Source organism: Mesorhizobium sp. M00.F.Ca.ET.216.01.1.1 (genome assembly GCF_004010325.2).
GTDB lineage: Bacteria > Pseudomonadota > Alphaproteobacteria > Rhizobiales > Rhizobiaceae > Mesorhizobium.
Window position 1 is genome coordinate 156,738 of sequence record NZ_SADR02000007.1, and the last position, 20,662, is coordinate 177,399.

The following is a 20,662-nucleotide window of genomic DNA, read 5'->3' on the forward strand; positions in this document are numbered from 1 at the left end:
AGCTGTTTGCGAGCCTGCGCGTAGAGAGATTGTCTCTATTGCACTGCTTCGGCAGACGATTTCTCCGGCGCCGCTAGGGTTGCATCGGCAGAAGGTCGGCCACCGGCAGCGCAGTCTCCTCCTTCACCGTCTTGGTGACAATATAGGTGAAGTAGCGGTCAATGCCGATCTCACGTTCGAGCAAGGCATCGACCAGCCGCTGATAGGCGTCGATGTCACGCGCCATCACCTTCAGCATATAGTCGACGCCGCCGCCCACAGACCAGCAAGCGACGATCTCGGGAATGTCGCGGACGACGCGCTCGAAACGATCGAAATCGGCCTGGCGGTGACTGGCCAGCGTCACCTCCATCAGCACGGTGGCGACCGGTGCGATGACGCGCATCGCAATCCTGGCATGATAGCCGGAGACAATGCCGGCCTTTTCCAGTTTCCTGAGCCGCATCCAGCACGGCGTCGGCGACAGGCCGACCTTGTCGGCCAGCGCCAGCTTGGTGATGCGCCCGTCGCGCTGGATGGCGTCGAGGATTTTCAGGTCGATCGGATCGAGTTTCGCTGCGGCCATGATCGTCCACTTTTGTCTGCGACACCATGATGGCGCATTATTTCGATTGTCAATTGCACTGATTTCGATCTCTAATAAGTCATGACATTGTGGCGCCCAGATCCCACGCTCATCCGGCGGCCTGCCTACCAGTCGCTCGCCGACCAGTTCGCGCGCGCCATCCATGACGGGCGGCTCGCCAACGGTGCGCGGCTGCCGACACATCGCCAGTTGGCTGACGACCTGAGGCTGTCGGTGCAGACGGTCAGCCGCGCCTATGAGGAGCTGATCCGCCGAGGCCTGGTTTCCGGCGAGATCGGCCGCGGCAGCTTCGTGCAGACGCAGCGCCGCGAGCCGGAGCCGCCCTATCTGCCCGAGCGCCTGGGCGAGGTCATCGACCTCTCCATCCTGAAGCCGGTCTGCGAGCCGATGCATCTGGAGCGGCTGAAGCAGGCGCTGGGCTGGCTTGCCGAAAACCTGCCATCGAGCTCGGCGCTGTCGTTTCGGCCGAACATGGTTTTCCCGCGTCACCGTGCCGTCGCCGTCGAGTGGCTGCGGCTCTGCGGTCTCGACGTGTCCGCGCAGAACGTTAGCCTGACCAACGGCGCCACGGCCGGCATGACGGTGGCACTGATGAGCGTGGCGCCGCCCGGTTCGACCGTCGCTACGGAGGCGATCGGCCATCACACGCTGATCCCGCTGGCGCGCTATCTCGGCTTCAACCTCGAAGGACTGCCGATCGACGACAATGGCCTGATCCCGGAGGCGCTGGACGAGGCGTGCCGGCTTTCCGATATTCGCGCCGTGTTCGTGCAGCCCTCGGTGATCAATCCGACCGCGACGCTGATGGATGTCACGCGGCGCGAGCAGATAGCAGCGGTGGCGCGCAAGCACGACATCGCCATCATCGAGAACGATGTGCTCGGCCCGCTGGTCGAAGATCGGCCGCCGCCCGTCGCCGCTTTCGCGCCCGAGCGCACGCTCTACGTGACCTCCTTCACCAAGATCGTCGTGCCGGGCCTGCGCATCGGTTATCTCGCAGCGCCTGACCGCTATGTCGCTGCCGTTGCCAACCGGCATCTCGTCTCGAACTGGATGGCGACGCCGATGGTGGCCGAGATCGCGACCAAGTGGGTGGGCGACGGCACGGCGATGGATCTCGTGCGCTGGCAGCGTTTGGCACTGCGGCGGCGGCAGGACATCGCCGCCGAGGTGCTCGCCGGGGTCGATTATCGCGTCCATCGCGACGGATTGCATCTGTGGCTGCAGCTGCCCGGCGACCGAGCCGAGGAAGGTTTCGTCTCACAGGCCCGCCTGCAGGGCGTTGCGATCGCGCCGGGCACGTCCTTCCGCATTTCGCAGGCGCCCTGGCAACCGGCGGTGCGTATCTCGCTCGGCTCGACAACCGAGGGGGAACTGCGCGCCGGGTTGAGCGTTGTCACCAAACTTCTGCTCGGCGATCCGGAGCATCTCCTGCTGGCGATCTAGGCAGAAGCTGCCGCGAAATTGTGCGGAGCCAGAAACATTGTCATGATATTATTTTCCTAATTGACATGATTTGGCGCGTTCCGCATCGTTGAAGGCACAGGCTTCTCCAGAGCGGGGAAATTCATTGACCGCGCCCATCATCAAGATCGACGGCATTTCGAAAAGCTTCGGCACCTTCAAGGTGCTGGACGGCCTGTCGATGCAAGTCATGCCGCGCGAGAAACTGGCGCTGATCGGCCCATCCGGCTCGGGCAAAACGACGATCCTGCGCATCCTGATGACGCTGGAGAGGATCGACAGCGGCCACATCCAGATCGACGGCGAGCAGCTCTACCACATGGAGCGCAACGGCCAGTTGCTGACCGCCGACGAACGGCATCTGGCAAGAATGCGCCAGAAGATCGGCATGGTCTTCCAGCTGTTCAACCTGTTTCCGCACAAAAGCGTCATCGACAACGTCACGCTGGCGCCGATCCTGACCAAGGGCATGCCGCGTGCTGCCGCCGAAAAGCGGGCGATGGAACTGCTCGACATGGTCGGCATGGCCGACAAGGCCAAGAGCATGCCGGCGCAGCTTTCCGGCGGGCAGAAGCAGCGCGTGGCGATTGCCCGAGCTCTGGCGCTGCAGCCGAAGATAATGCTGTTCGACGAAGTGACATCGGCGCTCGATCCGGAGCTGGTCGAGGAGGTGCTGAATGTCTTGTGGCGGCTCTGCTCCGAGACCGACATGACCATGCTGCTTGTCACCCACGAGATGGGTTTTGCCCATGATTTCGCCGACCGGGTGCTGTTCTTCGATCGCGGCAAGATTGTCGAAGAAGGCAAGCCCGACGAGATTTTCCGCCATCCCAAGCAGGAGCGCACGCAAGGCTTCCTGAAGAAGATCATCGCGGCCGGACATCGCGTCTGACCGCCATGTGGGGCAGACGCCCAAATCAACCAAGAAACAAGGAGTTGGGAACAGTGAAGAAACTTGGCATTCTGGCCGGCGTCGCCGGCATTGCATTGACGGCGGTCCTGGCTGCCTCGACCGCGGGTTCGGCCGACGACAGCAAGCTTGAAGAGCTCAAGGCGCAAGGCTTTGCCCGCGTCGCCATCGCCAACGAGCCGCCCTATACGGCGGTCGCCGCCGACGGCAAGGTTTCGGGCGCGGCACCCGACGTGGCACGCGAGATATTCAAGCGACTTGGGGTCAACGACATCGTCGCCTCGATCTCGGAATATGGCGCCATGATCCCCGGTCTGCAGGCAGGCCGCTTCGACGTCGTCACCGCCGGGCTGTTCATGAAACCGGAGCGCTGCGCGGCGGTTGCCTATTCGGAGCCGGTGCTGTGCGACGCCGAGGCGATGCTGGTGAAGAAGGGCAATCCGAAAGGCTTCAAGAGCTATGAGGATGTCGCCAAGGATACGAGCGCGACGATCGGTGCGCCGGGCGGCGGCACCGAGGAGAAGCTGGCGCTCACTGCCGGCGTGCCGCGCGAACGCGTCATCGTGGTGCCGGACGGCCAGAGCGGCCTGAAAATGCTGCAGGACGGCCGCATCGATGCCTATTCGCTACCGGTGCTGTCGATCAATGACCTGGTCAAGAAGTCCAACGATCCGAACCTCGAAGTCATCGCCCCTGTGGTTGGCGCGCCGGTCTATTGCGACGGCGCGGCCTTCAAGAAGGGCGACGAAGCGCTGCGCGACGCCTACGATGTCGAGCTGGCGAAACTGAAGAAGTCCGGCGAGTTCGCCAAGATCATCGAGCCCTACGGCTTCTCGGCGGCGGCGGCGATGTCGACGACGCGCGACAAGCAGTGTTCGGCTAAGTGAGAAAGTTGCCCTCTCCTCGTGAAGTACGGGGAGAGGGCGGCGCCAGCGTTACGGCAAGTTCCTTCTCCCCGTCTCTATACGGGGAGAAGGTGCTGGCAGGCGGGTGAGGGGCAGCTCCGACGCTCTACGATGATCCAATGGGGAAAAACCTAACTCTATGACCCAATGGTCCGGCTATTTCGGCCTGATATTGCAAGGAGCGCTTGTCACCATCGAGCTGACGCTGATGGGGTCGGTGCTGGCCTTGATCATGGCCTTTCTAGCCGGGCTGGGGCGGCTGTCGCGCTTCTTCGTGCTTCGCGCGCTGGCTACTGCCTACATCGAATTCTTTCGCGGCACCTCGATCTTCGTGCAGCTGTTCTGGGCCTATTTCGTGCTGCCCTTCATCGGCATATCGCTGACGCCGCTGCAGGCCGGCGTGCTGGCGCTCGGCCTCAATGTCGGCGCCTATGCGGCGGAAGTGGTACGCGGCGCCATCCAGTCGATAGGCCGCGAACAATATGAGGCCTGCACCGCGCTCAATCTCGGCCGCTGGCACGGCATGCGCCATGTCATCCTGCCGCAAGCGCTGCTGGTCATGCTGCCGACCTTCGGCAACAACGCCATCGAGCTGCTCAAGGCCACTGCCGTCGTTTCGCTGATCTCTCTCGCCGACCTGACCTTCCAGGCGCAGGTGGTGCGCTCGCAGACCGGCAATACGATGGTGCCGTTCGCCACCATCCTCGTCATCTATTTCGCCCTCGCGCTGATCATTTCGTGGGGCGTGCGTTCGCTCGAACGCCGCATGGCGCGGGGCCTCGACGGGGTACGCATCTGATGGATTGGGCCCTGTAATGGACTGGGATTGGAGCTTTGTCCGGGAGATCCTACCGACGCTGATCCAGGGCGTGAGGATCACCATCCTGGCGACGCTGCTTGGCTCGGTGCTGGCCGCGATCCTGGGGCTGGCCATCGCGCTGGCGCGGCGCTCGCCGAACAAGGGCCTGTCGCGCACGATAGGATTCCTTGCCGAGTTCATCCGCGGCACGCCGCTGCTCGTGCAGCTCTATTTCATCTTCTACGTGCTGCCCGACATCGGCATCCTCTTGCCGCCGCTGGTGGCGGGCGTTATCGGGCTCGGGCTGCATTACGGCACCTATACGGCCGAGGTTTATCGTGCCGGCATCGACAACGTGCCGAGCGGCCAGTGGGAAGCAGCCAAGGCCTGCAACCTGAACGCCAGGCAGACATGGACCCACGTCATCCTGCCGCAGGCGATTCCGCCGATGATCCCGGCGCTTGCCAACTATTTCATCGCCATGTTCAAGGAGACGCCGCTGCTCTCGGCAATCACCGTGCTGGAACTGATGAACCAGGCGAAGAGCGTCGCCAACAGCTATTATCGCTATGTCGAACCAATGACCCTGGTCGGTGCGTTCTTCCTTGTCATCAGCCTTTCCTCGGTCGTGCTGCTGCGCTGGCTGGAACGTCGTTACGGTAAGATCGAGAGGTAGTCTTTGATGACACCGCTGCCTGAAATCAGCCTGAGACCGACAAAACCCAGGCTCGACAAGCGTCCGCTGGACAAGCGCGTCGGCCTGATCATCCTTGCCACCGACCATACGACCGAGCCGGATTTTCGCCGCATGGTGGCAAGCAACCGGGTCGGCGTCTATGTCGCCCGCATTCCCTACGCCAATCCGACGACGCCGGAAAACCTGCGCAAGATGCAGCCGGCTCTGACAGCCGGCGCGGCGCTCATCCTGCCCGACGAGCCGCTCGACGCGATCTGCTATTCCTGCACCTCGGCCTCAGTAGTCATCGGCGATGCCGAGGTCGAGGCGGCGGTGCGAGCCGCCAAGCCCGGCGTGCCTGTCGTCACGCCGCCGATGGCGGGGGTACGCGGATTGAGGGCGCTAGGCGCTAATTGGATCAGCATCCTCACCCCTTACACGGTCGAGACAAGCCAGCCGATGGCGGCCTATTTCGCGGCGCACGGCTTCGAGATCGCCAGCTTCACCTGTCTCGGCTTCGAGGACGACCGCGAGATGGCACGGATTGCGCCGGCTTCGCTGGTCGATCTGGCTCGCGAGGCGATGGATCCGCAAGCCGATGCGCTGTTCGTCTCCTGCACGGCGCTGCGGGCAGCACTTGCGGTCGTCGGCATGGAAGAGGCGATCGGCCGTCCTGTCGTCACCAGCAACCAGGCAACGGCCTGGACCTGCCTGCGGCTTTGCGGCGACGACATGTCGCGTCCCGAATTCGGCCGTCTGATGACGTTGCCGCTGAACTGATTGCAAGGCACCGGCCATGACCGCAAGCAGGATCACACTCGCCGACATTCGCGCCGCGCGCGAACGCATTGCCGGCAAGGTTTTGGCGACGCCGACCGTGCTTTCTCCGACCTTGTCGGAGCGGCTGGGCATACCGGTTCACCTCAAGCTGGAACATCGGCAGACCACCGGCAGCTTCAAGCTGCGCGGTGCCTCGAACGCCATCGCTTCGCTGAGCGCGGAGGAAAGAGCGCGCGGCGTCGTTGCGGCGTCAACCGGCAATCACGGCCGGGCGCTCGCCCATGCGGCTAAGCTCGAGAGCATGCGCGCGGTGATCTGCATGTCGCGGCTGGTGCCGCAGAACAAGCTCGACGAAATCCGTCATCTCGGCGCCGAGATCCACATTGTCGGCAACAGCCAGGACGATGCGCAGGAAGAAGTCGAACGGCTCGTTGCTGCAGAGGGACTGGTCATGCTGCCGCCCTTCGACCATCCGGCCATCATCGCCGGGCAGGGGACGCTTGGGCTGGAGATCATCGAGCAGGTTGCTGACGCTGCCCTGGTGCTGGTGCCGCTTTCCGGCGGCGGGCTGGCGTCGGGCGTCGCTGCTGCGGTGAAGGGCGTCAGTCCCGGTGCGGAGGTCGTCGGCATTTCGATGGAGCGGGGTGCTGCGATGAAGGCGAGCCTCGACGCCGGCCGCCCAGTGCAGGTCGAGGAACTGCCGACGCTGGCGGATTCGCTTGGCGGCGGCATTGGTCTCGACAACCGGCTGACTTTCTCGATGTGCCGCGACCTGCTCGACGACGTGATCCTGCTTGGCGAGGACGAGATCGCTGCCGGCATCCGCCACGCCTATGAACAGGAACGCGAGATCGTCGAAGGCGCCGGTGCGGTCGGCATCGCGGCGCTGCTTGCCGGCAAGCTCAGGGCGAACGGACCCGTGGTACTCATTCTGTCCGGCCGCAACATCGACATGACGCTGCACAGGAAGGTCGTCTGCGGCGAAGCAATCACGGAGCGTGACCTATGAGCCGAATGACGATCCTCACTGAAGCCGAATTGCGTACGATCGTGAAGCTCGATCTCGACGCTGTCGCCTGCGTCGAAAATGCCTTCCGTGCGCTTGCCACCTTGCCGGTCGCGATGCCGCCGATCCTGCGGCTCGACATTCCCGAACATCGCGGCGAGGTCGATGTGAAGACCGCCTACGTGCCTGGCATCGACGGCTTCGCCATCAAGATCAGCCCCGGTTTCTTCGACAATCCGAAGCTTGGCCTGCCCAGCGTCAACGGCATGATGGTGCTACTTTCCTCAAAGACAGGGTTGGTCGAGGCACTGCTGCTCGACAACGGCTATTTGACCGACATTCGCACGGCTGCCGCCGGGGCGGTCGCGGCGAAACATCTTTCGCGAGCAGACGCGTCTGTTGCCGCGATTTTCGGTGCCGGCGTTCAGGCCGGACTGCAACTCGAGGCGCTGAGGCTTGTGCGGCCGATCGCCGAGGCCCGCATCTGGGCGCGGGATGCCCTCAAGGCCGAAGCAGCGGCGGCCGAATTGCGCGAACGATTGGGCATCATCGTGCGCGCCGAACCTGACGCAGCAAAAGCGGCGGCCGATGCCGACATCATCGTCACCACCACACCCTCGACCGAGCCGCTGATCAAGGCAGGCTTCATCGTGGCTGGCCAGCACATCACCGCGATGGGCTCGGACGCCGAGCACAAGAACGAGATCGCGCCGGCGATCCTGCGCATGGCCGATCTCTATGTCGCCGATAGCGCCCGCCAGACGCGGCTTCTAGGCGAATTGCACCATGCCATCGCGGCAGGCGTGATGGCGGCCAATGCCGAGGTGACGGAACTCGGCCAGATCATCGCCGGCGAAAAGCACGGCCGCCGGTCGGACAGCGACATCACCATCGCCGACCTCACCGGCACCGGCGTGCAGGATACGGCGATCGCAACGCTCGCCCGCGACCGGGCGCGGGCGGCCAACACCGGAATCATTTTCGAAAGCTGATGCTGGCCGCAAGGCCCAACAAACGAGGACTAAAAAACAATGCAGCCTAACCTGAAATTCTCGCGCGGCGAATATGCGGACCGCCTCGCCAAGACCCGGAAGGCCATGGAGGCCAAGGGCGTCGATCTGCTGATCGTCAGCGATCCGTCCAACATGGCCTGGCTGACCGGCTATGACGGCTGGTCGTTCTATGTACACCAGGCCGTCATCGTGCCGCCGTCGGGCGAGCCGGTGTGGTACGGACGCGGCCAGGACGCCAATGGCGCCAAGCGCACCGCCTATCTCGCGCACGACAACATCGTCGGCTATGCCGACCATTATGTGCAGTCGACCGAACGCCACCCGATGGATTACCTGTCCAGCGTGCTCGGCGATCGCGGCTGGGGCAAGTTCACAATCGGCGTCGAGATGGACAATTACTGGTTCTCGGCGGCCGCCTTCGCATCGCTGCAGAAACATTTGCCCAATGCCCGCTTTGTCGATGCCACGGCACTGGTCAACTGGCAGCGCGCGGTGAAGAGTTCGACCGAGATCGACTACATGCGCAAGGCTGCCCGCATCGTCGAGGCGATGCATGCCCGCATCGTCGACAAGATCGAAGTCGGCATGCGCAAATGCGACCTCGTCGCCGAGATCTACGATGCAGGCACGCGCGGTGTCGACGGTGTTGGCGGCGACTATCCGGCGATCGTGCCGCTGCTGCCGTCCGGCGCCGATGCCTCGGCGCCGCACCTGACCTGGGACGACAGGCCGATGAAGTCGGGCGAGGGCACCTTCTTCGAGATCGCGGGCTGCTACAACCGCTACCACTGCCCGCTGTCGCGCACTGTCTTCCTCGGCAAGCCGACGCAGGAATTCCTCGATGCCGAAAAGGCGACGCTGGAAGGCATGGACGCGGGGCTTGCCGCGGCAAAGCCGGGCAACACCTGCGAGGATATCGCCAATGCGTTCTTCACCGTGCTGAAGAAGTACGGCATCGTCAAGGACAACCGCACCGGCTATCCGATCGGGCTCAGTTATCCGCCGGACTGGGGCGAGCGCACGATGAGCCTGCGCCCCGGCGACCGCACCGAACTGAAACCCGGCATGACTTTCCATTTCATGACCGGCCTATGGCTGGAGACGATGGGGCTGGAGATTACCGAATCGATCCTTATCACCGAGACGGCCGTGGAGTGCCTGGCCAACGTGCCGCGCAAGCTAGTGATCAAGGGCTGAAAACCGATGTCGAATCTTCGTCCATCGCCAATTACGCCGAGCGTCGACTTCGATCGCAACGGCGTCCAGCACGGTTTCCTGCGCCTGCCTTACAGCCGTGACGACTCGGCCTGGGGATCGGTGATGATCCCGGTCTGCGTGATCCGCAACGGCAAGGGCCCGACCGCACTGCTCACCGGCGGCAACCATGGCGACGAGTATGAAGGGCCGCTGGCGCTCTTCGACCTCGCCCGCACGCTCGATCCGAAGGATGTCAGCGGCACGGTCATCATCGTGCCGGCGATGAATTATCCGGCCTTCCGCGCCGGCACGCGCACCTCGCCGATCGACAAGGGCAATTTGAACCGCAGCTTTCCGGGCCGGCCTGACGGTACGGTAACCGAAAAGATCGCCGATTATTTCCAGCGTAAATTGCTGCCTCGTGCCGACATCGTGCTCGATTTCCATTCGGGCGGCAAGACGCTCGACTTCGTGCCGTTCTGTGCTGCCCATGTGCTGGCGGACAAGGAGCAGGAGAAAAAGGCGTTCGCGGCGGTCGAGGCGTTCTCCGCACCGTTTTCCAACCGCATGATCGAGATCGATGCCGTCGGCATGTACGATACGGCAGCGGAGGAGATGGGCAAGGTATTCGTGACCACCGAGCTCGGCGGTGGTGGAACATCAAGGGCCGAAACCGTGCGGATCGCCCGTCGCGGCGTGCTGAATGTGCTGCGGCATGCCGGCGTCGTCGCCGGCGCGGTCGACAAGCATCCGACCCACTGGCTGGACATGCCGTCGGGCGATTGCTTCTGTTTTGCCGAGGAGGACGGGATGATCGAGACGACGGTCGATCTCGGCGAGCCGGTCGAAGAAAACCAGGTTCTGGCGCGCATCCATGCGATCGGCCGCACCGGTTCTGCTGCGCAGGAGATACGGGCCAAAATGTCGGGTCTGCTGGCAGCGCGGCATTTTCCCGGATTGGTCAAGGCCGGCGACTGCGCTGCGGTAGTGGCCAAATTGGTCGATTGACGGCAGGCGAAATCCGGTTTGACGGTCAGGCTCGGGAACGTTCTTCACTGCACCATAGGCTTCGACGCCAGCCGTGGGCCGGTCTTGACGTCGACGATCTCGGGCTTTGCGGAGTCGACCGCGCCGTCCCAGCCGCCGCCGAGCGCCTTGTTGAGCGCGATGTAGTCGGCTGCGATTGAGATGCGGCTTTGCAGGAGGTCGTCCTCGGCCGAATAAAGCGACCGTTCCGCGTCCAGCACGTCAAGAAGGCTTGTCTCCCCGGACTGATAGCGCGAACGCTCGAGACGCGCGGCGTTTCCGTAGGATTTAGCGGACGAGGCAAGCTTTGCATTCCTGATGCGCTCCTGGCGCAGTGAAACGATGGCGTTTTCCACCTCCTCGAGCGCTGTCAGCACGGACGATCTGTAGGCGATGAAGTATTGATCGCGCTGGGCCTTGGCGACTTCGACGGCGGCCTTCAACTGGCCGGCATTGAATATCGGGACGCTGAGCGTCGGCCCAAAAGACCAGCCGATCGTGGAATTCTTGCCGAGATCGCCGACCTTGAAGGCCGACGTGTCAATGTCTCCGGTCAGACTGACGCTCGGATAGCGGGCCGCCTCGGCCTGGCCGATCCTGGCGGTGTACTGCGCATATTGCCGCTCCGCCATGCGCACGTCGGGCCGCGAGAGCAGAACATCGGCTGGGATCCCGGTTGGTATCGGCAGGCGCGGTGCTGGTATCGGCGCGCTACGCTTCAGCCGCTCCGTCAGCGCGGCCGGCGCTCGGCCAGTGAGCACCGAAAGGCGATGGACGGACTGAGCATAGCTCGCTTGCAGCGCCGGAACGTCGGCTTCCGTGCTGCTGGCCTGTCCCATGGCTTTGGCGACATCCGCCGCTGTCGACATGCCGGCTTGCGCCATCGTGCGGGTGAGCGCCGCGGTTTCCTTTTGCGAGGCGGCTGCGCGCTGGGCGAGTTGAATGCGCGCTTGATAGCCGCGTGCCTGGGCATAGTTGGAGGCAACGTCGCCGACCAGGGTCAAAAGGGTCGAACGAAGTTCCTCAGCGGAAGCATCCAGCCCATAGCGGGCGGCCTCGACGCTCCTGCGGTTGGCGCCGAACAGGTCAAGTTCCCAGCTGGCGTCGAAGCCGGCCTGGTACTGGCTGTAGGGATCGCTGGCGGCCCCGCCCGATGTGGACGAGCTGTTCTTGTTGCGCGTGGCGGAAGCGGATCCGTCGACCGACGGCAACAATGTTCCGGCGGTCTCTCGATAATTTGCACGCGCCTCACGGATCTTGGCTTTTGCGGTGGCGACGTCGAGATTGCCGGCAACCGCCTCCTCGACGAGCGCGTTCAATTCGGGATCACGCAGGCGCTGCCACCATCTTGACAGTTGCGGTGGCTTGGCGGGCGTGGCTTTCTTCTGGTCGCTCCAGTTTGCAGGCATCGCCAAAAAGGGCTTCTGATAGTCCAGCCCGACGACGCAGCCCGCCAGCGCAGTTGACGTCAACACCAGGACGGTCAAGCGCATCCAGACCGACCGTCTTGCCGGCGCCCGAGCATTTCCCGTCGAGTGTCGCCCGGTCGTGCGGTTCTGGAAGTCCTGACCTGTCATGCTCTTGCCCTCAATTCGGGTTTATCGTTGCTTGCGGCCTGGCGTCCGTGGCACGCCGGCATTCGTGGAAACCCGATGTGGGGCGACAAAAACAGGACCTTCCGTAATCTGAGTATCGATCACGTGCTTTCGGTCTCGGCGCCCGGCAGAGCCGTCGCCTCGTCAGCGTTGGATTCTTCCACCAGCAGCTTGCGCAGATGGCGGCCGAGGAAGCGCTGGATATCATCCATGAAGGTGTAGACCACCGGCACATAGATCAGGCTGAGAGCGGTCGAGGAGAGCAGCCCGCCGACCACGGCGATGGCCATCGGCGCCCGTGTCTCGGCATCGGCGCCGATGCCGAGCGCGATCGGCAGCATGCCGGCGCCCATGGCGATCGACGTCATGACGATCGGCCGCGCGCGCTTGCGTGCGGCGTCGATCAGCGCCTCGAAGCGGCTCAGGCCGCGCTCCCGTTCGGCGATCAGCGCGTATTCGACGAGCAGGATCGAGTTTTTCGCTGCGATCCCCATCAGCATCAGCAGGCCGATCAGGGGTGTCACGCCGAGCGCCTTGCCGGTGATCAGCAACAGGCCGAGCGCGCCGCCGATCGACAGCGGCAGCGCGACCAGGATCGTTACCGGCTGCACGAAGCTGCGGAAGAGAAGAACCAGCGTGAGGTACATCAGCAAGATGCCGGCGGCGATTGCCATGGCAAAGCCGGCGAACAGCTCCTGCATGCGGGCGGCGTCGCCGCGCGCCAGTTCGTGCACGCCTTTGGGCAAATTCTGCATTGCCGGCAAGGCGCGGATGGCCGTGGTCGCCTCGCCGAGCGTGATGCTGGAAAGATCCGCCTCGACAGTGGCGCTGCGGCTGCGGTCCACCCGCTCGATGCTGTTCGGTCCGGCGTTGAAGCTGATATCGGCGACCGCGCCGAGCGGTACCGTGCCCTTGGTGCCGGTCAGCGGCAGGACGGCCAGTTTCGCAGGGTCGTCGATGGACCCGTCAGGCAATGTCACGACGATCGACACCTGGCGGTCGCCGAGATTGAATTTCGCCAGGCTGGTGTCGGTATCGCCGATGGTGGCGATCTTCACCGTATCGGCGATCTCGGTCGGCGTGATGCCAAGCTGAGCCGCCTTGGCGCTGTCGGGGCGCACGATCAGCTCGGGCTTGGTCGTTGCGGCTGTCGAGGTCGCATTGATAAGGCCGGGCACCGACTTCATCTCGTCGATCAGCGCGTCACTGGTCTTCTGCAGTGCCTCGCCATTGTCGCCGACCAGGGTGATCGACACCTTGGCGCCCGAAAAGCCGTCGGCGCCGAACTGGATGCGCGCGCCCGGAATGTCGTCGAGCTTCGGCGAGGTCTCGGCCTCGAATTCCTGCTGACTAACAGTTCGCTGGTTGCGAGGCTTCAGATTGATGGTGACATTGGCGCTGCGCACCTCGGCCGAGGTCGAGCCGCGATTTGGGCCTCCGCCCGATGCGGCGGCCGTGCCGATTGTGGCAAAGATGCTGTCTACTGCCGGTTCGCCCTCCAGGCGTGTCGTGATTTCCTGCACTACAACCGTCGTTTGCTCGATCGTCGATCCCGGCTGCAGCTCGACGGAGATCATCGAGCGGCCGCGATCCGTCGCCGCCATGAACTCGGTCGGAAGTTTCGTCGCCAGCGCCATCGAGCCGACGAAAAAGGCGATGCCGGCAACAAGCGTGATCCAGCGATAGGTGAGCGCCTTGTGCAGCAGCCACAGATAAGTTGGCACCCAGGCCGGAGTATCCTCCTCGCTGTGGCCGCCGGCGCGCACCAGATAGGCGCCCATCAATGGAGTCAGCATGCGTGCCACAAGCAGCGAGAACAGAACCGACACGCAGACGGCGACGGCGAAGCTGACAAAGAACTTTCCGGGAATGCCGGGCATGAAGGCCACCGGCAGGAAGACGGCAACAATGGTCGCGGTGGTCGCCACCACGGCGAGCCCGATTTCGTCGGCCGCCTCGATCGCCGCCTGATAGGCGCTGCTGCCGGTCTGGCGCATATGGCGCACGATGTTCTCGATCTCGACGATGGCGTCGTCGACGAGAATGCCGACCACCAGCGACAGGGCCAGAAGCGTGATGTTGTTGAGCGAGATGTCGAACGCCGCCATTATCGCAAAGGTCGGGATCAGCGACAGCGGCATGGCGATCGCCGACACCAGCGTTGCCCTGATGTCGCGCAGGAACAGCCAGACGACGCCAACGGCCAGCAGCGCACCAAGCCAAAGCGCCTCTAGTGCCGCCTCATAGCTTTCCTGCACGAAACCGGAAGACGAGGTGACTTCGGTGAACTTCGCGGCTTTCGTCTTGGCGCCCTTTTCGGCTATCGCCGCGCGCGCGGCCTTGACCACGTCGATCTCGCTCGACCCGATGGACCTGTAGATGTTGAAGGCAACAACCTGCTTGCCATCGAGATAGGCGGCCTGCCGCGGCTTTTCCCAGCTGTCGACCACGGTGCCAAGATCGGAGAGCTTGACGTCGCCGGTTCCTGAAAGGGCGATGCGTGTATCGGCCAGCGCCTCGACGGTCGAGGCACTCGCCAAAGTGCGGACCGATTGCTCCTGATCGCCGACGGTGGTGCGACCGCCAGGTTGGTCGACATTGCTGGAAGCGAGCGTCTGGCTGACATCGCCGGCGCTGATGCCGAGCGCAGCAAGGCGGTCGGGATCAAGCTCGACGCGGATGACTCGGTCGACGCCACCGGAACGCGTGATCTTGGAGACACCGTCGACGCCGAGCAGGGCCTTGGCGACGTCGTTGTCGACATACCAGCTCAGCGCATCGGGCGACATGGCAGGCGCTTCGACGACATAGGTCAGCACCGAATTGCCTGTTGCATTGACCTTCGACACGACGGGCGCCGTGGCCGCCGCCGGCAGGCTGGACTGCACGCTCGAAACCGCATTGCGGATGTCGTTGGTGGCCGTCTCCGGGTCCGTGTCGAGCGAGAACTCGATGGTGGTGACGGAGGAGCCTTCGCTGATCGAGGTCGAGACGTCGTCGACGCCTTCCAAGCTCGCCACGGCATTCTCGATCACCTGCGCGACTTGCACCTCCATCTCGCTCGGCGCTGCGCCCGGCTGCGTCACCGTGACGGTGACCGTCGGCAGGTCGATGTCGGGCATGTTGTTGGTGCGCAACTGCATGAAGCTGTAAAGGCCGGCGATTGTCAGCGACAGGAACAGCACGATGGTTGGAACCGGGTTGCGGATCGACCAGGAGGAAATGGCGTTCATCGGGAAATGCCCTTGGCGGTCGCGGCATCGCCGGCATCCGCCTCTTTGGTGGCGATGCGCACCAGATTGCCATCACTCAGAAAACCGGCGCCGGCGACGACGACGCTGTTGCCCTCCGACAGGCCCGATTCGATCGCGACGCGGCCGTTCTGGCGGGCGCCGGTGACGACAGAACGCGCATTGACCTTGCCAGCCTCGTCGACGACGAAGACCGCCGGCTTGCCGTCACGCCAGACGAGGGCGGCTTCCGCGACGCTTAGCTGTTGCGAAGCCGTGGTTGCTATCGATACACGGGCGAACATGCCCGGCTTCAGGCCCGAGTCCACGCCCAAGGAGACGTAGACGGTGGCAAGCCGCGTCGTCGAATTGACCGTTTGGGCGATCGACGAAATCTTGCCTTGGGTGGTGTGGCTCGAGGCGTCGACGACAGTCGCCGCTTGACCAACCGAGATTTTCGGCAGGTCCTTTTCCGGGACGAGAACGCCGACTTCCAGTCTGCCGTCGCGAATGATCTTCATCAGCTCGGTGCCGACCTGGACGATCGAGCCGGCGACCGCCGGCCTGCTGGAGACGACACCGTCGAAGGGCGCACGGACGGTCGCCTGATCGAGTTCGGCCTGCAATCTTTGTGCAGCGGCCTCCGCCTGTTCGACCTGCGCCCGGTCGGTCTTGACGGCCGTGACCTTTTCCTCGGCGGCTTCGGCGCTGACCGCCTTGCTCTCTAGCAGTTTGACGGCGCGCGCGGCAGCAGATTCGGCCCCCTCCAGCGTCGCCCGGGCCTCGATGATTGCAGCTTTCTGCTCGGCCAGCTGCGCTTTCAGCAGCGAAGCATTCAGCCGCGCCACGATCTGGCCGGCCTGCACATGGTCGCCTTCCGCGACCAGAACCTCCGTCAATTGCAACCCGCTGGCTTCCGCGCCAATGGTGCCTTCCTGCCAGGCAGCGACTGTGCCAGTGGCACTGACCGAGGAAGCGATGGCCTCGGAACGAACCTTTTCGACCGAAACCGTCAAGGAGGCCTGTACTGGCGCTGCCGCCTGTACGGCTGGTTCGGCCGTGTTGCGGCCATAGGCCTTGAGTGCCGCGACAGCCGCTAGCACGATCAACGCAGCTGTCAGGATAAGATATCTTTTACGCAATTTTCTGGTCATGATTTTTGTGGTTGTTTGCAGAGACAGAAGGTGGAAGCGACAGGCGATAGGATGCGAAGCTCAGCCGAATCATGCCTTTGAGCGTGTCGGCCGGCAGGGGCAGCTGCGCGACGCGGGTGCCGTGGCCGATCGAGAAGATCGGGCCAACGGACGCGATCAGCCGCAGCATCATCAGGGCTTCCCACATTTGCCTTGCCTTCTTGGTTGATTTGAAAGACGAGCCCGTGCGGACAGGCTCGCCATTCTCAGGAAACGAACCGGCCGGACTGCCGACGGCACGCGGCAGATCCGGCCGGCGCAGCCGGTCAGAGTTGCTCGTCTGTCCGGGGTAGGGCCATTGGGAGCTGTCTGCCGTCAGGCAGACCTCCGGGGCCGGCTGCTTCGTCCGGCGGATTGCCCCATGGAAGACCGGCGGGTGGTCCATGGGGCTGATCCGCCGAAGCGAGGATTTCGAGTTGTTCTGGCGTCAGCTTGGCGCGAAGCGCGACGATCGCGTCCTTCAGCTTAACGGCGGAGGCCGCACGCTTGGTAAGATCGTCGGCCAGCCGTTCCTGGAAGGCGAACGGATCGCGGGTTGTGTGATCGACGCCGGGGCCGGGCTCTCCCGCATTGGGGCGACCATCCGGGCCATGATCGGGCCGTGGCGGCGTCAGCACCACCTGCAGCGCGCTGGTATAGTCGCGCCAGGCGTTGAGCTGTTCGGCCCTGGCACCGATGCGGGTCTCGAGCGCGGAAAGCCGGGCTGCCAGCATCAATTCCGGCGGCGGTCCCATGCGTTGCGGATCGAAGGCTTCCGGTCCGTGCGGCATCGGCCGGCGTGGTCCGGGCCACGGCATTGGGCCCTGGTTTGGGCCGCCCTGTGTAGCTGCGACCAGTGGTTCGCCGCCGCGCGTCGCGCCAGGGTCCGCCTGCTGCGCCAGCGCCGGATGGATGGCCGCGACGGAAAACAGGCCAAGCGCAAAAAACGTGCTTCGCATGATGTAAATCCTTTCCCTTCCCACATGCTTCCGATGGCAGGAGGATAGGAGGCGTTTTTTTCCGCTTTGCTTCGGCAGGTTGCCGAAGGTTTCCAGAAAAGGGAGATTTGTTTCCGAATGTTTCTGCTTCCCGGCCGGAAACATTCGGTTGCAATTTTCCATGCCGCTCACCGCGGGCTCTCCCTATAATCGGCAATGAACAGGCCAAACAGGCACCGGGCGAAGAATGCAGTCACAATCCCACATCCTTGTCGTCGACGACGACCGCGAGATCAGGACGCTTCTCGGGCGCTATCTCGACGGCCAGGGGTTTCGCGTTTCGATGGCCGCGAACCGACGCGAATGCGAGCACAGACTGGCCTCCGGCCAATTCGACCTGATCGTGCTCGACGTCATGCTGCCCGACGGCTCGGGGCTCGATATCTGCCGCGCCCTGCGTGACCGCAGGCCGCACATTCCCGTCATCCTGCTGACGGCGCTGAAGGAAGATGTGGACCGCATCATCGGACTGGAACTTGGCGCCGACGATTATCTCGGCAAGCCGTTCAATCCACGCGAGCTGACCGCCCGCATCCGCGCCGTGCTGCGGCGCTCAGTGCTGGAAGAAGCAGCAGCGCCTCGCGCCCGTGTCTACCACTTCGCCGGCTACAGGCTGGAACCCGACACCCGCAAGGTGACAGATGCGCAAGGCGCGCTCATCGATCTCACCGGTGCCGAATTCGACTTGTTGCAGGTTTTCCTCGACCGTCCCGGCCGACTGTTGTCCCGCGACCAGTTGCTTGATCTCACGCAAGGCCGCGAGCGCGACCCGCTCGACCGCTCCGTCGATGTGCTGATGAGCCGGCTGCGCCGCAAATTCGGCGAAGCTGCAGGGGAGCCATTGTTCAAGACGGTGCGCAACGGCGGCTACCAGCTCACCGCTCGCGTCGAGACGGCGGAGACCGAGGCATGAACTCGCTGCGCAGGCGCCTCATCGTGCTGCTGGTGGTTTCGATCGTCGGCGTTGTCGGCCTCGCGACGGCCGCCGCCATCAGCGTGCTCGGGGAGCCTTCGCCTGAGCTGACCATGGGCCCCGTTGCCCGCCAGGTCCAGCTTACGGTGCAACTCGTCGCGGGCCGTATGCCGGGCGTCAACATTCCGATAGATCTGCGCGATCATCCCGCAGGTGGCGTCGAAGACCGAAAGCACACGCGGGTGCTAAACGACATCCTGCATCGCGACGGCGTCAACGTTTCGGCCGTTGTAAGCCGCATGGAGGGCAAGCCCGGCATGGTCGCTTCTGTCGGTTTGCCTGATAATCGTTGGGTGATCGTGGACGTCCCCGATTTCGGCCCGCCGAGGCGTGGCTGGTTTGTCCTGGCGGGCTGGATCACGCTGATCGTGCTTGGCGCCACGGCGGTCTCGGTCTACTTCACCGCCGTGCTCATCCGGCCGCTCGAGATGATCGAGGCTGCCGTCACCAAGATCGGATCAGACGGCGTTCTGGCGGCGCTGCCGGAGGAGGGGTCGGCGGAAGTCAAAGCAACCGCGCGTGCTCTCAATCAGCTCTCCACCAGGCTTAAGACGGCCATGGAAAGCCGTATGCGGCTGGTTGCCGCCGCCGGCCACGATCTGCGAACCCCGATGACGCGGATGCGGCTGCGCGCCGAATTTCTCGACGACGAGCGCGACAAATGGCTTCACGACCTCGACGAACTCGACCGCATCGCCGACAGCGCCATCCGGTTGGTGCGCGAAGAGGTCGACCAGGACGCCGTCGAACCGGTCGACCTCGAAAAGCTGGTCGGCGACATCGAAGCCGAGATGACATCACTTGGACATGCGGTATCGATCGAGCATCTGGACAAGGTCTCGGTGAGGGCAGGTGCGCTCGGCCTGCGCCGGGCATTGCGTAATTTGATTGTTAACGCCGCCACCCACGGCAAGGGCTGCAGCGTTGCCCTTTCCGCCGCCGAAGGTCATGCCGTCCTCACCATCGTCGACCGCGGTCCCGGCATTCCGCCGGAACTGCTGAACAAGGCATTCGAGCCGTTTTTTCGCGTCGATCCCGGCCGCTGGCAATCCATCCCTGGCGCCGGCCTGGGTCTCGCCATCGCCAGGGAAATCATCGAGCGCTATGGCGGAACCATCACATTGGAAAATCGCGCCGGTGGCGGGTTGTCGCAGAAGGTCGTTTTCGACGCTGTTTCCTGATACACCGGGGATGGGAGACATCGAAGGTCGGTGGGAACGCCCAGCCCAATGGAGTGCTCCTCGGCGCCTCCGTGCGGACCCGGCTCGAATCGGCTATGGCTCCGGCATGCAAGAAACGTCTCTTTACATTCCGGTGAAGCGGTTTCTTGAGAGCCTGGAATTCACCGTCAAAGGCGAAGTCGGCGGCTGCGATGTCGTGGGATTGCGTGACGGCGAGCCTCCCGTCGTCGTCATCTGCGAATTGAAGCTGCAATTCAACCTCGAGCTGGTGCTTCAAGCTGTCGATCGTGCCGCGGCATGCGATGAGGTCTGGCTTGCGGCGAGGATGTCGGCTCGCGGCAAGGGCCGTGAGCATGATCGGCGGTTCCGCGCACTCTGTCGACGGCTCGGTTTCGGCCTTCTGGGAGTTGGCGCCGCCGGCAATGTCGAGCTGTTGCTCAGTCCGGCCGCCCTGCCGCCCCGGCGAGACCCGAGGCGAAGATCGCGACTGATGGACGAGCACCGGCGCCGGCGCGGCGATCCTGTGGTCGGCGGCGGCTCCCGGACGCCGATCATGACCGCCTACCGGCAGGATGCGTTGGCATGTGCCGCCGCAATGGCCGACGGGCCGAAGCGACCGCGCGACCTCAGGGCCATTTCACCTCGCGCCGCAAAGATCCTGCTTCACAACGTCTATGGCTGGTTTGCCAGGGCCGAGCGTGGGGTCTATGCGCTCACCGAGGTCGGCCATGCCGCATTACAGCGCTGGCCCCAACCAGCTCACGACCAAGGACGCTGACTGATTAGCGTTGCGGCTTGGAGCTCTTTGGCAATGTGGGCTGCCGGCCACAACCGGAAACACGACAGTTCAAAAACTCTATCGCAGGGCGCCCCAACGGGCGCAGTATCGAGCTGTTGAAGGCGCCGGAAGTCTATAGCTACGAAGGAGAGCGCGCGCTCTCTGGGCCACGCGATTCTACCCTGGGTTTTTATATCCACTGCGCTATTTCCCCGTTGTGAACCTTGTCTCGCTGGTTAGAAGATTAGGAGGGTTACATGGATCGGCGATTATTCTTGACAGGAATGTTTGGCATTGCAGGGGCAGCAGCCCTTGCGGGCGCAGTTCGGCCTGTCAACGCAGTGGCTGGTGTTCCAGTCGCCAGAAGCGGCAT

19 protein-coding genes are annotated in these 20,662 nt (G+C 63.8%); 13 read left to right on the forward strand and 6 right to left on the reverse strand.

Annotated elements, in window-relative coordinates; all coding sequences use genetic code 11:
* Window positions 1–73: 73 nt before the first annotated feature.
* Window positions 74–565, reverse strand: coding sequence for an Lrp/AsnC family transcriptional regulator (locus tag EN859_RS11865; RefSeq protein ID WP_127851383.1), 492 nt, complete (start codon window positions 563–565; stop codon window positions 74–76).
* Between the two features lie 81 nt (window positions 566–646).
* Between EN859_RS11865 and EN859_RS11870 the strand changes: the two genes are divergently transcribed.
* The 10 genes from EN859_RS11870 (at window position 647) to doeB (ending at window position 10,344) form a co-directional block, all read left to right on the forward strand.
* Entirely contained in the window at window positions 647–2,032 is a 1,386-nt protein-coding gene (locus tag EN859_RS11870; protein WP_127851382.1) for a PLP-dependent aminotransferase family protein, read from the forward strand.
* A 124-nt stretch (window positions 2,033–2,156) separates the two neighbouring features.
* The gene (gene ehuA, locus EN859_RS11875) at window positions 2,157–2,942 is read left to right on the forward strand and encodes an ectoine/hydroxyectoine ABC transporter ATP-binding protein EhuA (RefSeq protein ID WP_127851381.1); all 786 of its coding nucleotides are present in this window, start codon (window positions 2,157–2,159) and stop codon (window positions 2,940–2,942) included.
* 53 nt (window positions 2,943–2,995) lie between these two features.
* Window positions 2,996–3,847, forward strand: a complete 852-nt coding sequence (gene ehuB / locus EN859_RS11880; protein WP_127851380.1) for an ectoine/hydroxyectoine ABC transporter substrate-binding protein EhuB — start codon at window positions 2,996–2,998, stop codon at window positions 3,845–3,847.
* A 157-nt stretch (window positions 3,848–4,004) separates the two neighbouring features.
* Entirely contained in the window at window positions 4,005–4,664 is a 660-nt protein-coding gene (ehuC, locus tag EN859_RS11885) for an ectoine/hydroxyectoine ABC transporter permease subunit EhuC (RefSeq protein WP_127851379.1), read from the forward strand.
* Window positions 4,665–4,680: 16 nt separating this feature from the next.
* Window positions 4,681–5,340, forward strand: coding sequence for an ectoine/hydroxyectoine ABC transporter permease subunit EhuD (gene ehuD / locus EN859_RS11890; RefSeq protein ID WP_127851378.1), 660 nt, complete (start codon window positions 4,681–4,683; stop codon window positions 5,338–5,340).
* 6 nt (window positions 5,341–5,346) lie between these two features.
* A complete protein-coding gene (gene eutA / locus EN859_RS11895; protein WP_127851377.1) occupies window positions 5,347–6,120 on the forward strand; it encodes an ectoine utilization protein EutA in 774 nt (257 codons plus the stop codon).
* A gap of 16 nt (window positions 6,121–6,136) precedes the next feature.
* On the forward strand, window positions 6,137–7,129 hold the full coding sequence (gene eutB / locus EN859_RS11900) for a hydroxyectoine utilization dehydratase EutB (RefSeq protein WP_127851376.1): 993 nt from the start codon (window positions 6,137–6,139) through the stop codon (window positions 7,127–7,129).
* A complete protein-coding gene (locus EN859_RS11905) occupies window positions 7,126–8,118 on the forward strand; it encodes a cyclodeaminase (protein WP_127851375.1) in 993 nt (330 codons plus the stop codon). Before eutB ends, EN859_RS11905 begins: the two co-directional genes overlap by 4 nt.
* Window positions 8,119–8,157: 39 nt before the next feature.
* Window positions 8,158–9,336, forward strand: coding sequence for an ectoine hydrolase DoeA (gene doeA, locus EN859_RS11910; RefSeq protein WP_127851374.1), 1,179 nt, complete (start codon window positions 8,158–8,160; stop codon window positions 9,334–9,336).
* A 6-nt stretch (window positions 9,337–9,342) separates the two neighbouring features.
* Window positions 9,343–10,344: a N(2)-acetyl-L-2,4-diaminobutanoate deacetylase DoeB gene (gene doeB, locus EN859_RS11915; RefSeq protein ID WP_127851373.1), complete on the forward strand. Its 1,002-nt coding sequence runs from the start codon at window positions 9,343–9,345 to the stop codon at window positions 10,342–10,344.
* Window positions 10,345–10,388: 44 nt separating this feature from the next.
* Here the strand turns inward: doeB and EN859_RS11920 are convergent, their stop codons facing one another.
* The 5 genes from EN859_RS11920 to EN859_RS11940 form a co-directional block, all read right to left on the reverse strand.
* A complete protein-coding gene (locus EN859_RS11920; protein WP_127851784.1) occupies window positions 10,389–11,855 on the reverse strand; it encodes an efflux transporter outer membrane subunit in 1,467 nt (488 codons plus the stop codon).
* A 203-nt stretch (window positions 11,856–12,058) separates the two neighbouring features.
* Window positions 12,059–15,190 carry an efflux RND transporter permease subunit gene (locus tag EN859_RS11925; RefSeq protein ID WP_127851372.1) on the reverse strand — a complete coding sequence of 1,044 codons (3,132 nt, stop codon included), beginning with the start codon at window positions 15,188–15,190 and terminating at the stop codon, window positions 12,059–12,061.
* Window positions 15,187–16,341, reverse strand: a complete 1,155-nt coding sequence (locus tag EN859_RS11930; RefSeq protein WP_127851371.1) for an efflux RND transporter periplasmic adaptor subunit — start codon at window positions 16,339–16,341, stop codon at window positions 15,187–15,189. The genes EN859_RS11925 and EN859_RS11930 overlap by 4 nt, the downstream gene beginning before the upstream one ends.
* The gene (locus EN859_RS11935; protein WP_127851370.1) at window positions 16,322–16,528 is read right to left on the reverse strand and encodes a hypothetical protein; all 207 of its coding nucleotides are present in this window, start codon (window positions 16,526–16,528) and stop codon (window positions 16,322–16,324) included. The genes EN859_RS11930 and EN859_RS11935 overlap by 20 nt, the downstream gene beginning before the upstream one ends.
* Window positions 16,529–16,646: 118 nt before the next feature.
* Entirely contained in the window at window positions 16,647–17,318 is a 672-nt protein-coding gene (locus tag EN859_RS11940) for a hypothetical protein (RefSeq protein WP_127851369.1), read from the reverse strand.
* A 226-nt stretch (window positions 17,319–17,544) separates the two neighbouring features.
* Here EN859_RS11940 and EN859_RS11945 point away from each other — a divergent pair, with 226 nt between their 5' ends.
* The 3 genes from EN859_RS11945 to EN859_RS11955 all read left to right on the forward strand — a co-directional run bounded on the left by EN859_RS11945 (window position 17,545) and on the right by EN859_RS11955 (window position 20,289).
* Entirely contained in the window at window positions 17,545–18,270 is a 726-nt protein-coding gene (locus EN859_RS11945; protein ID WP_127851368.1) for a response regulator, read from the forward strand.
* Window positions 18,267–19,511 carry an ATP-binding protein gene (locus EN859_RS11950; RefSeq protein WP_127851367.1) on the forward strand — a complete coding sequence of 415 codons (1,245 nt, stop codon included), beginning with the start codon at window positions 18,267–18,269 and terminating at the stop codon, window positions 19,509–19,511. The genes EN859_RS11945 and EN859_RS11950 overlap by 4 nt, the downstream gene beginning before the upstream one ends.
* A 106-nt stretch (window positions 19,512–19,617) precedes the next feature.
* On the forward strand, window positions 19,618–20,289 hold the full coding sequence (locus EN859_RS11955; RefSeq protein ID WP_127851366.1) for a DUF2161 family putative PD-(D/E)XK-type phosphodiesterase: 672 nt from the start codon (window positions 19,618–19,620) through the stop codon (window positions 20,287–20,289).
* The last annotated feature ends 373 nt before the right edge of the window (window positions 20,290–20,662 follow it).

Bases quoted from the DNA above. Each gene is read 5' to 3' on its own strand.
- EN859_RS11865 (WP_127851383.1), bottom strand. From the start codon at position 565: ATGGCCGCAGCGAAACTCGATCCGATCGACCTGAAAATCCTCGACGCC.
- EN859_RS11870 (WP_127851382.1), top strand. From the start codon at position 647: ATGACATTGTGGCGCCCAGATCCCACGCTCATCCGGCGGCCTGCCTAC.
- ehuC (WP_127851379.1), top strand. From the start codon at position 4,005: ATGACCCAATGGTCCGGCTATTTCGGCCTGATATTGCAAGGAGCGCTT.
- ehuD (WP_127851378.1), top strand. From the start codon at position 4,681: ATGGACTGGGATTGGAGCTTTGTCCGGGAGATCCTACCGACGCTGATC.
- eutA (WP_127851377.1), top strand. From the start codon at position 5,347: ATGACACCGCTGCCTGAAATCAGCCTGAGACCGACAAAACCCAGGCTC.
- eutB (WP_127851376.1), top strand. From the start codon at position 6,137: ATGACCGCAAGCAGGATCACACTCGCCGACATTCGCGCCGCGCGCGAA.
- EN859_RS11905 (WP_127851375.1), top strand. From the start codon at position 7,126: ATGAGCCGAATGACGATCCTCACTGAAGCCGAATTGCGTACGATCGTG.
- doeA (WP_127851374.1), top strand. From the start codon at position 8,158: ATGCAGCCTAACCTGAAATTCTCGCGCGGCGAATATGCGGACCGCCTC.
- doeB (WP_127851373.1), top strand. From the start codon at position 9,343: ATGTCGAATCTTCGTCCATCGCCAATTACGCCGAGCGTCGACTTCGAT.
- EN859_RS11920 (WP_127851784.1), bottom strand. From the start codon at position 11,855: ATGCGCTTGACCGTCCTGGTGTTGACGTCAACTGCGCTGGCGGGCTGC.
- EN859_RS11925 (WP_127851372.1), bottom strand. From the start codon at position 15,190: ATGAACGCCATTTCCTCCTGGTCGATCCGCAACCCGGTTCCAACCATC.
- EN859_RS11930 (WP_127851371.1), bottom strand. From the start codon at position 16,341: ATGACCAGAAAATTGCGTAAAAGATATCTTATCCTGACAGCTGCGTTG.
- EN859_RS11935 (WP_127851370.1), bottom strand. From the start codon at position 16,528: ATGTGGGAAGCCCTGATGATGCTGCGGCTGATCGCGTCCGTTGGCCCG.
- EN859_RS11940 (WP_127851369.1), bottom strand. From the start codon at position 17,318: ATGCGAAGCACGTTTTTTGCGCTTGGCCTGTTTTCCGTCGCGGCCATC.
- EN859_RS11945 (WP_127851368.1), top strand. From the start codon at position 17,545: ATGCAGTCACAATCCCACATCCTTGTCGTCGACGACGACCGCGAGATC.
- EN859_RS11950 (WP_127851367.1), top strand. From the start codon at position 18,267: ATGAACTCGCTGCGCAGGCGCCTCATCGTGCTGCTGGTGGTTTCGATC.
- EN859_RS11955 (WP_127851366.1), top strand. From the start codon at position 19,618: ATGCAAGAAACGTCTCTTTACATTCCGGTGAAGCGGTTTCTTGAGAGC.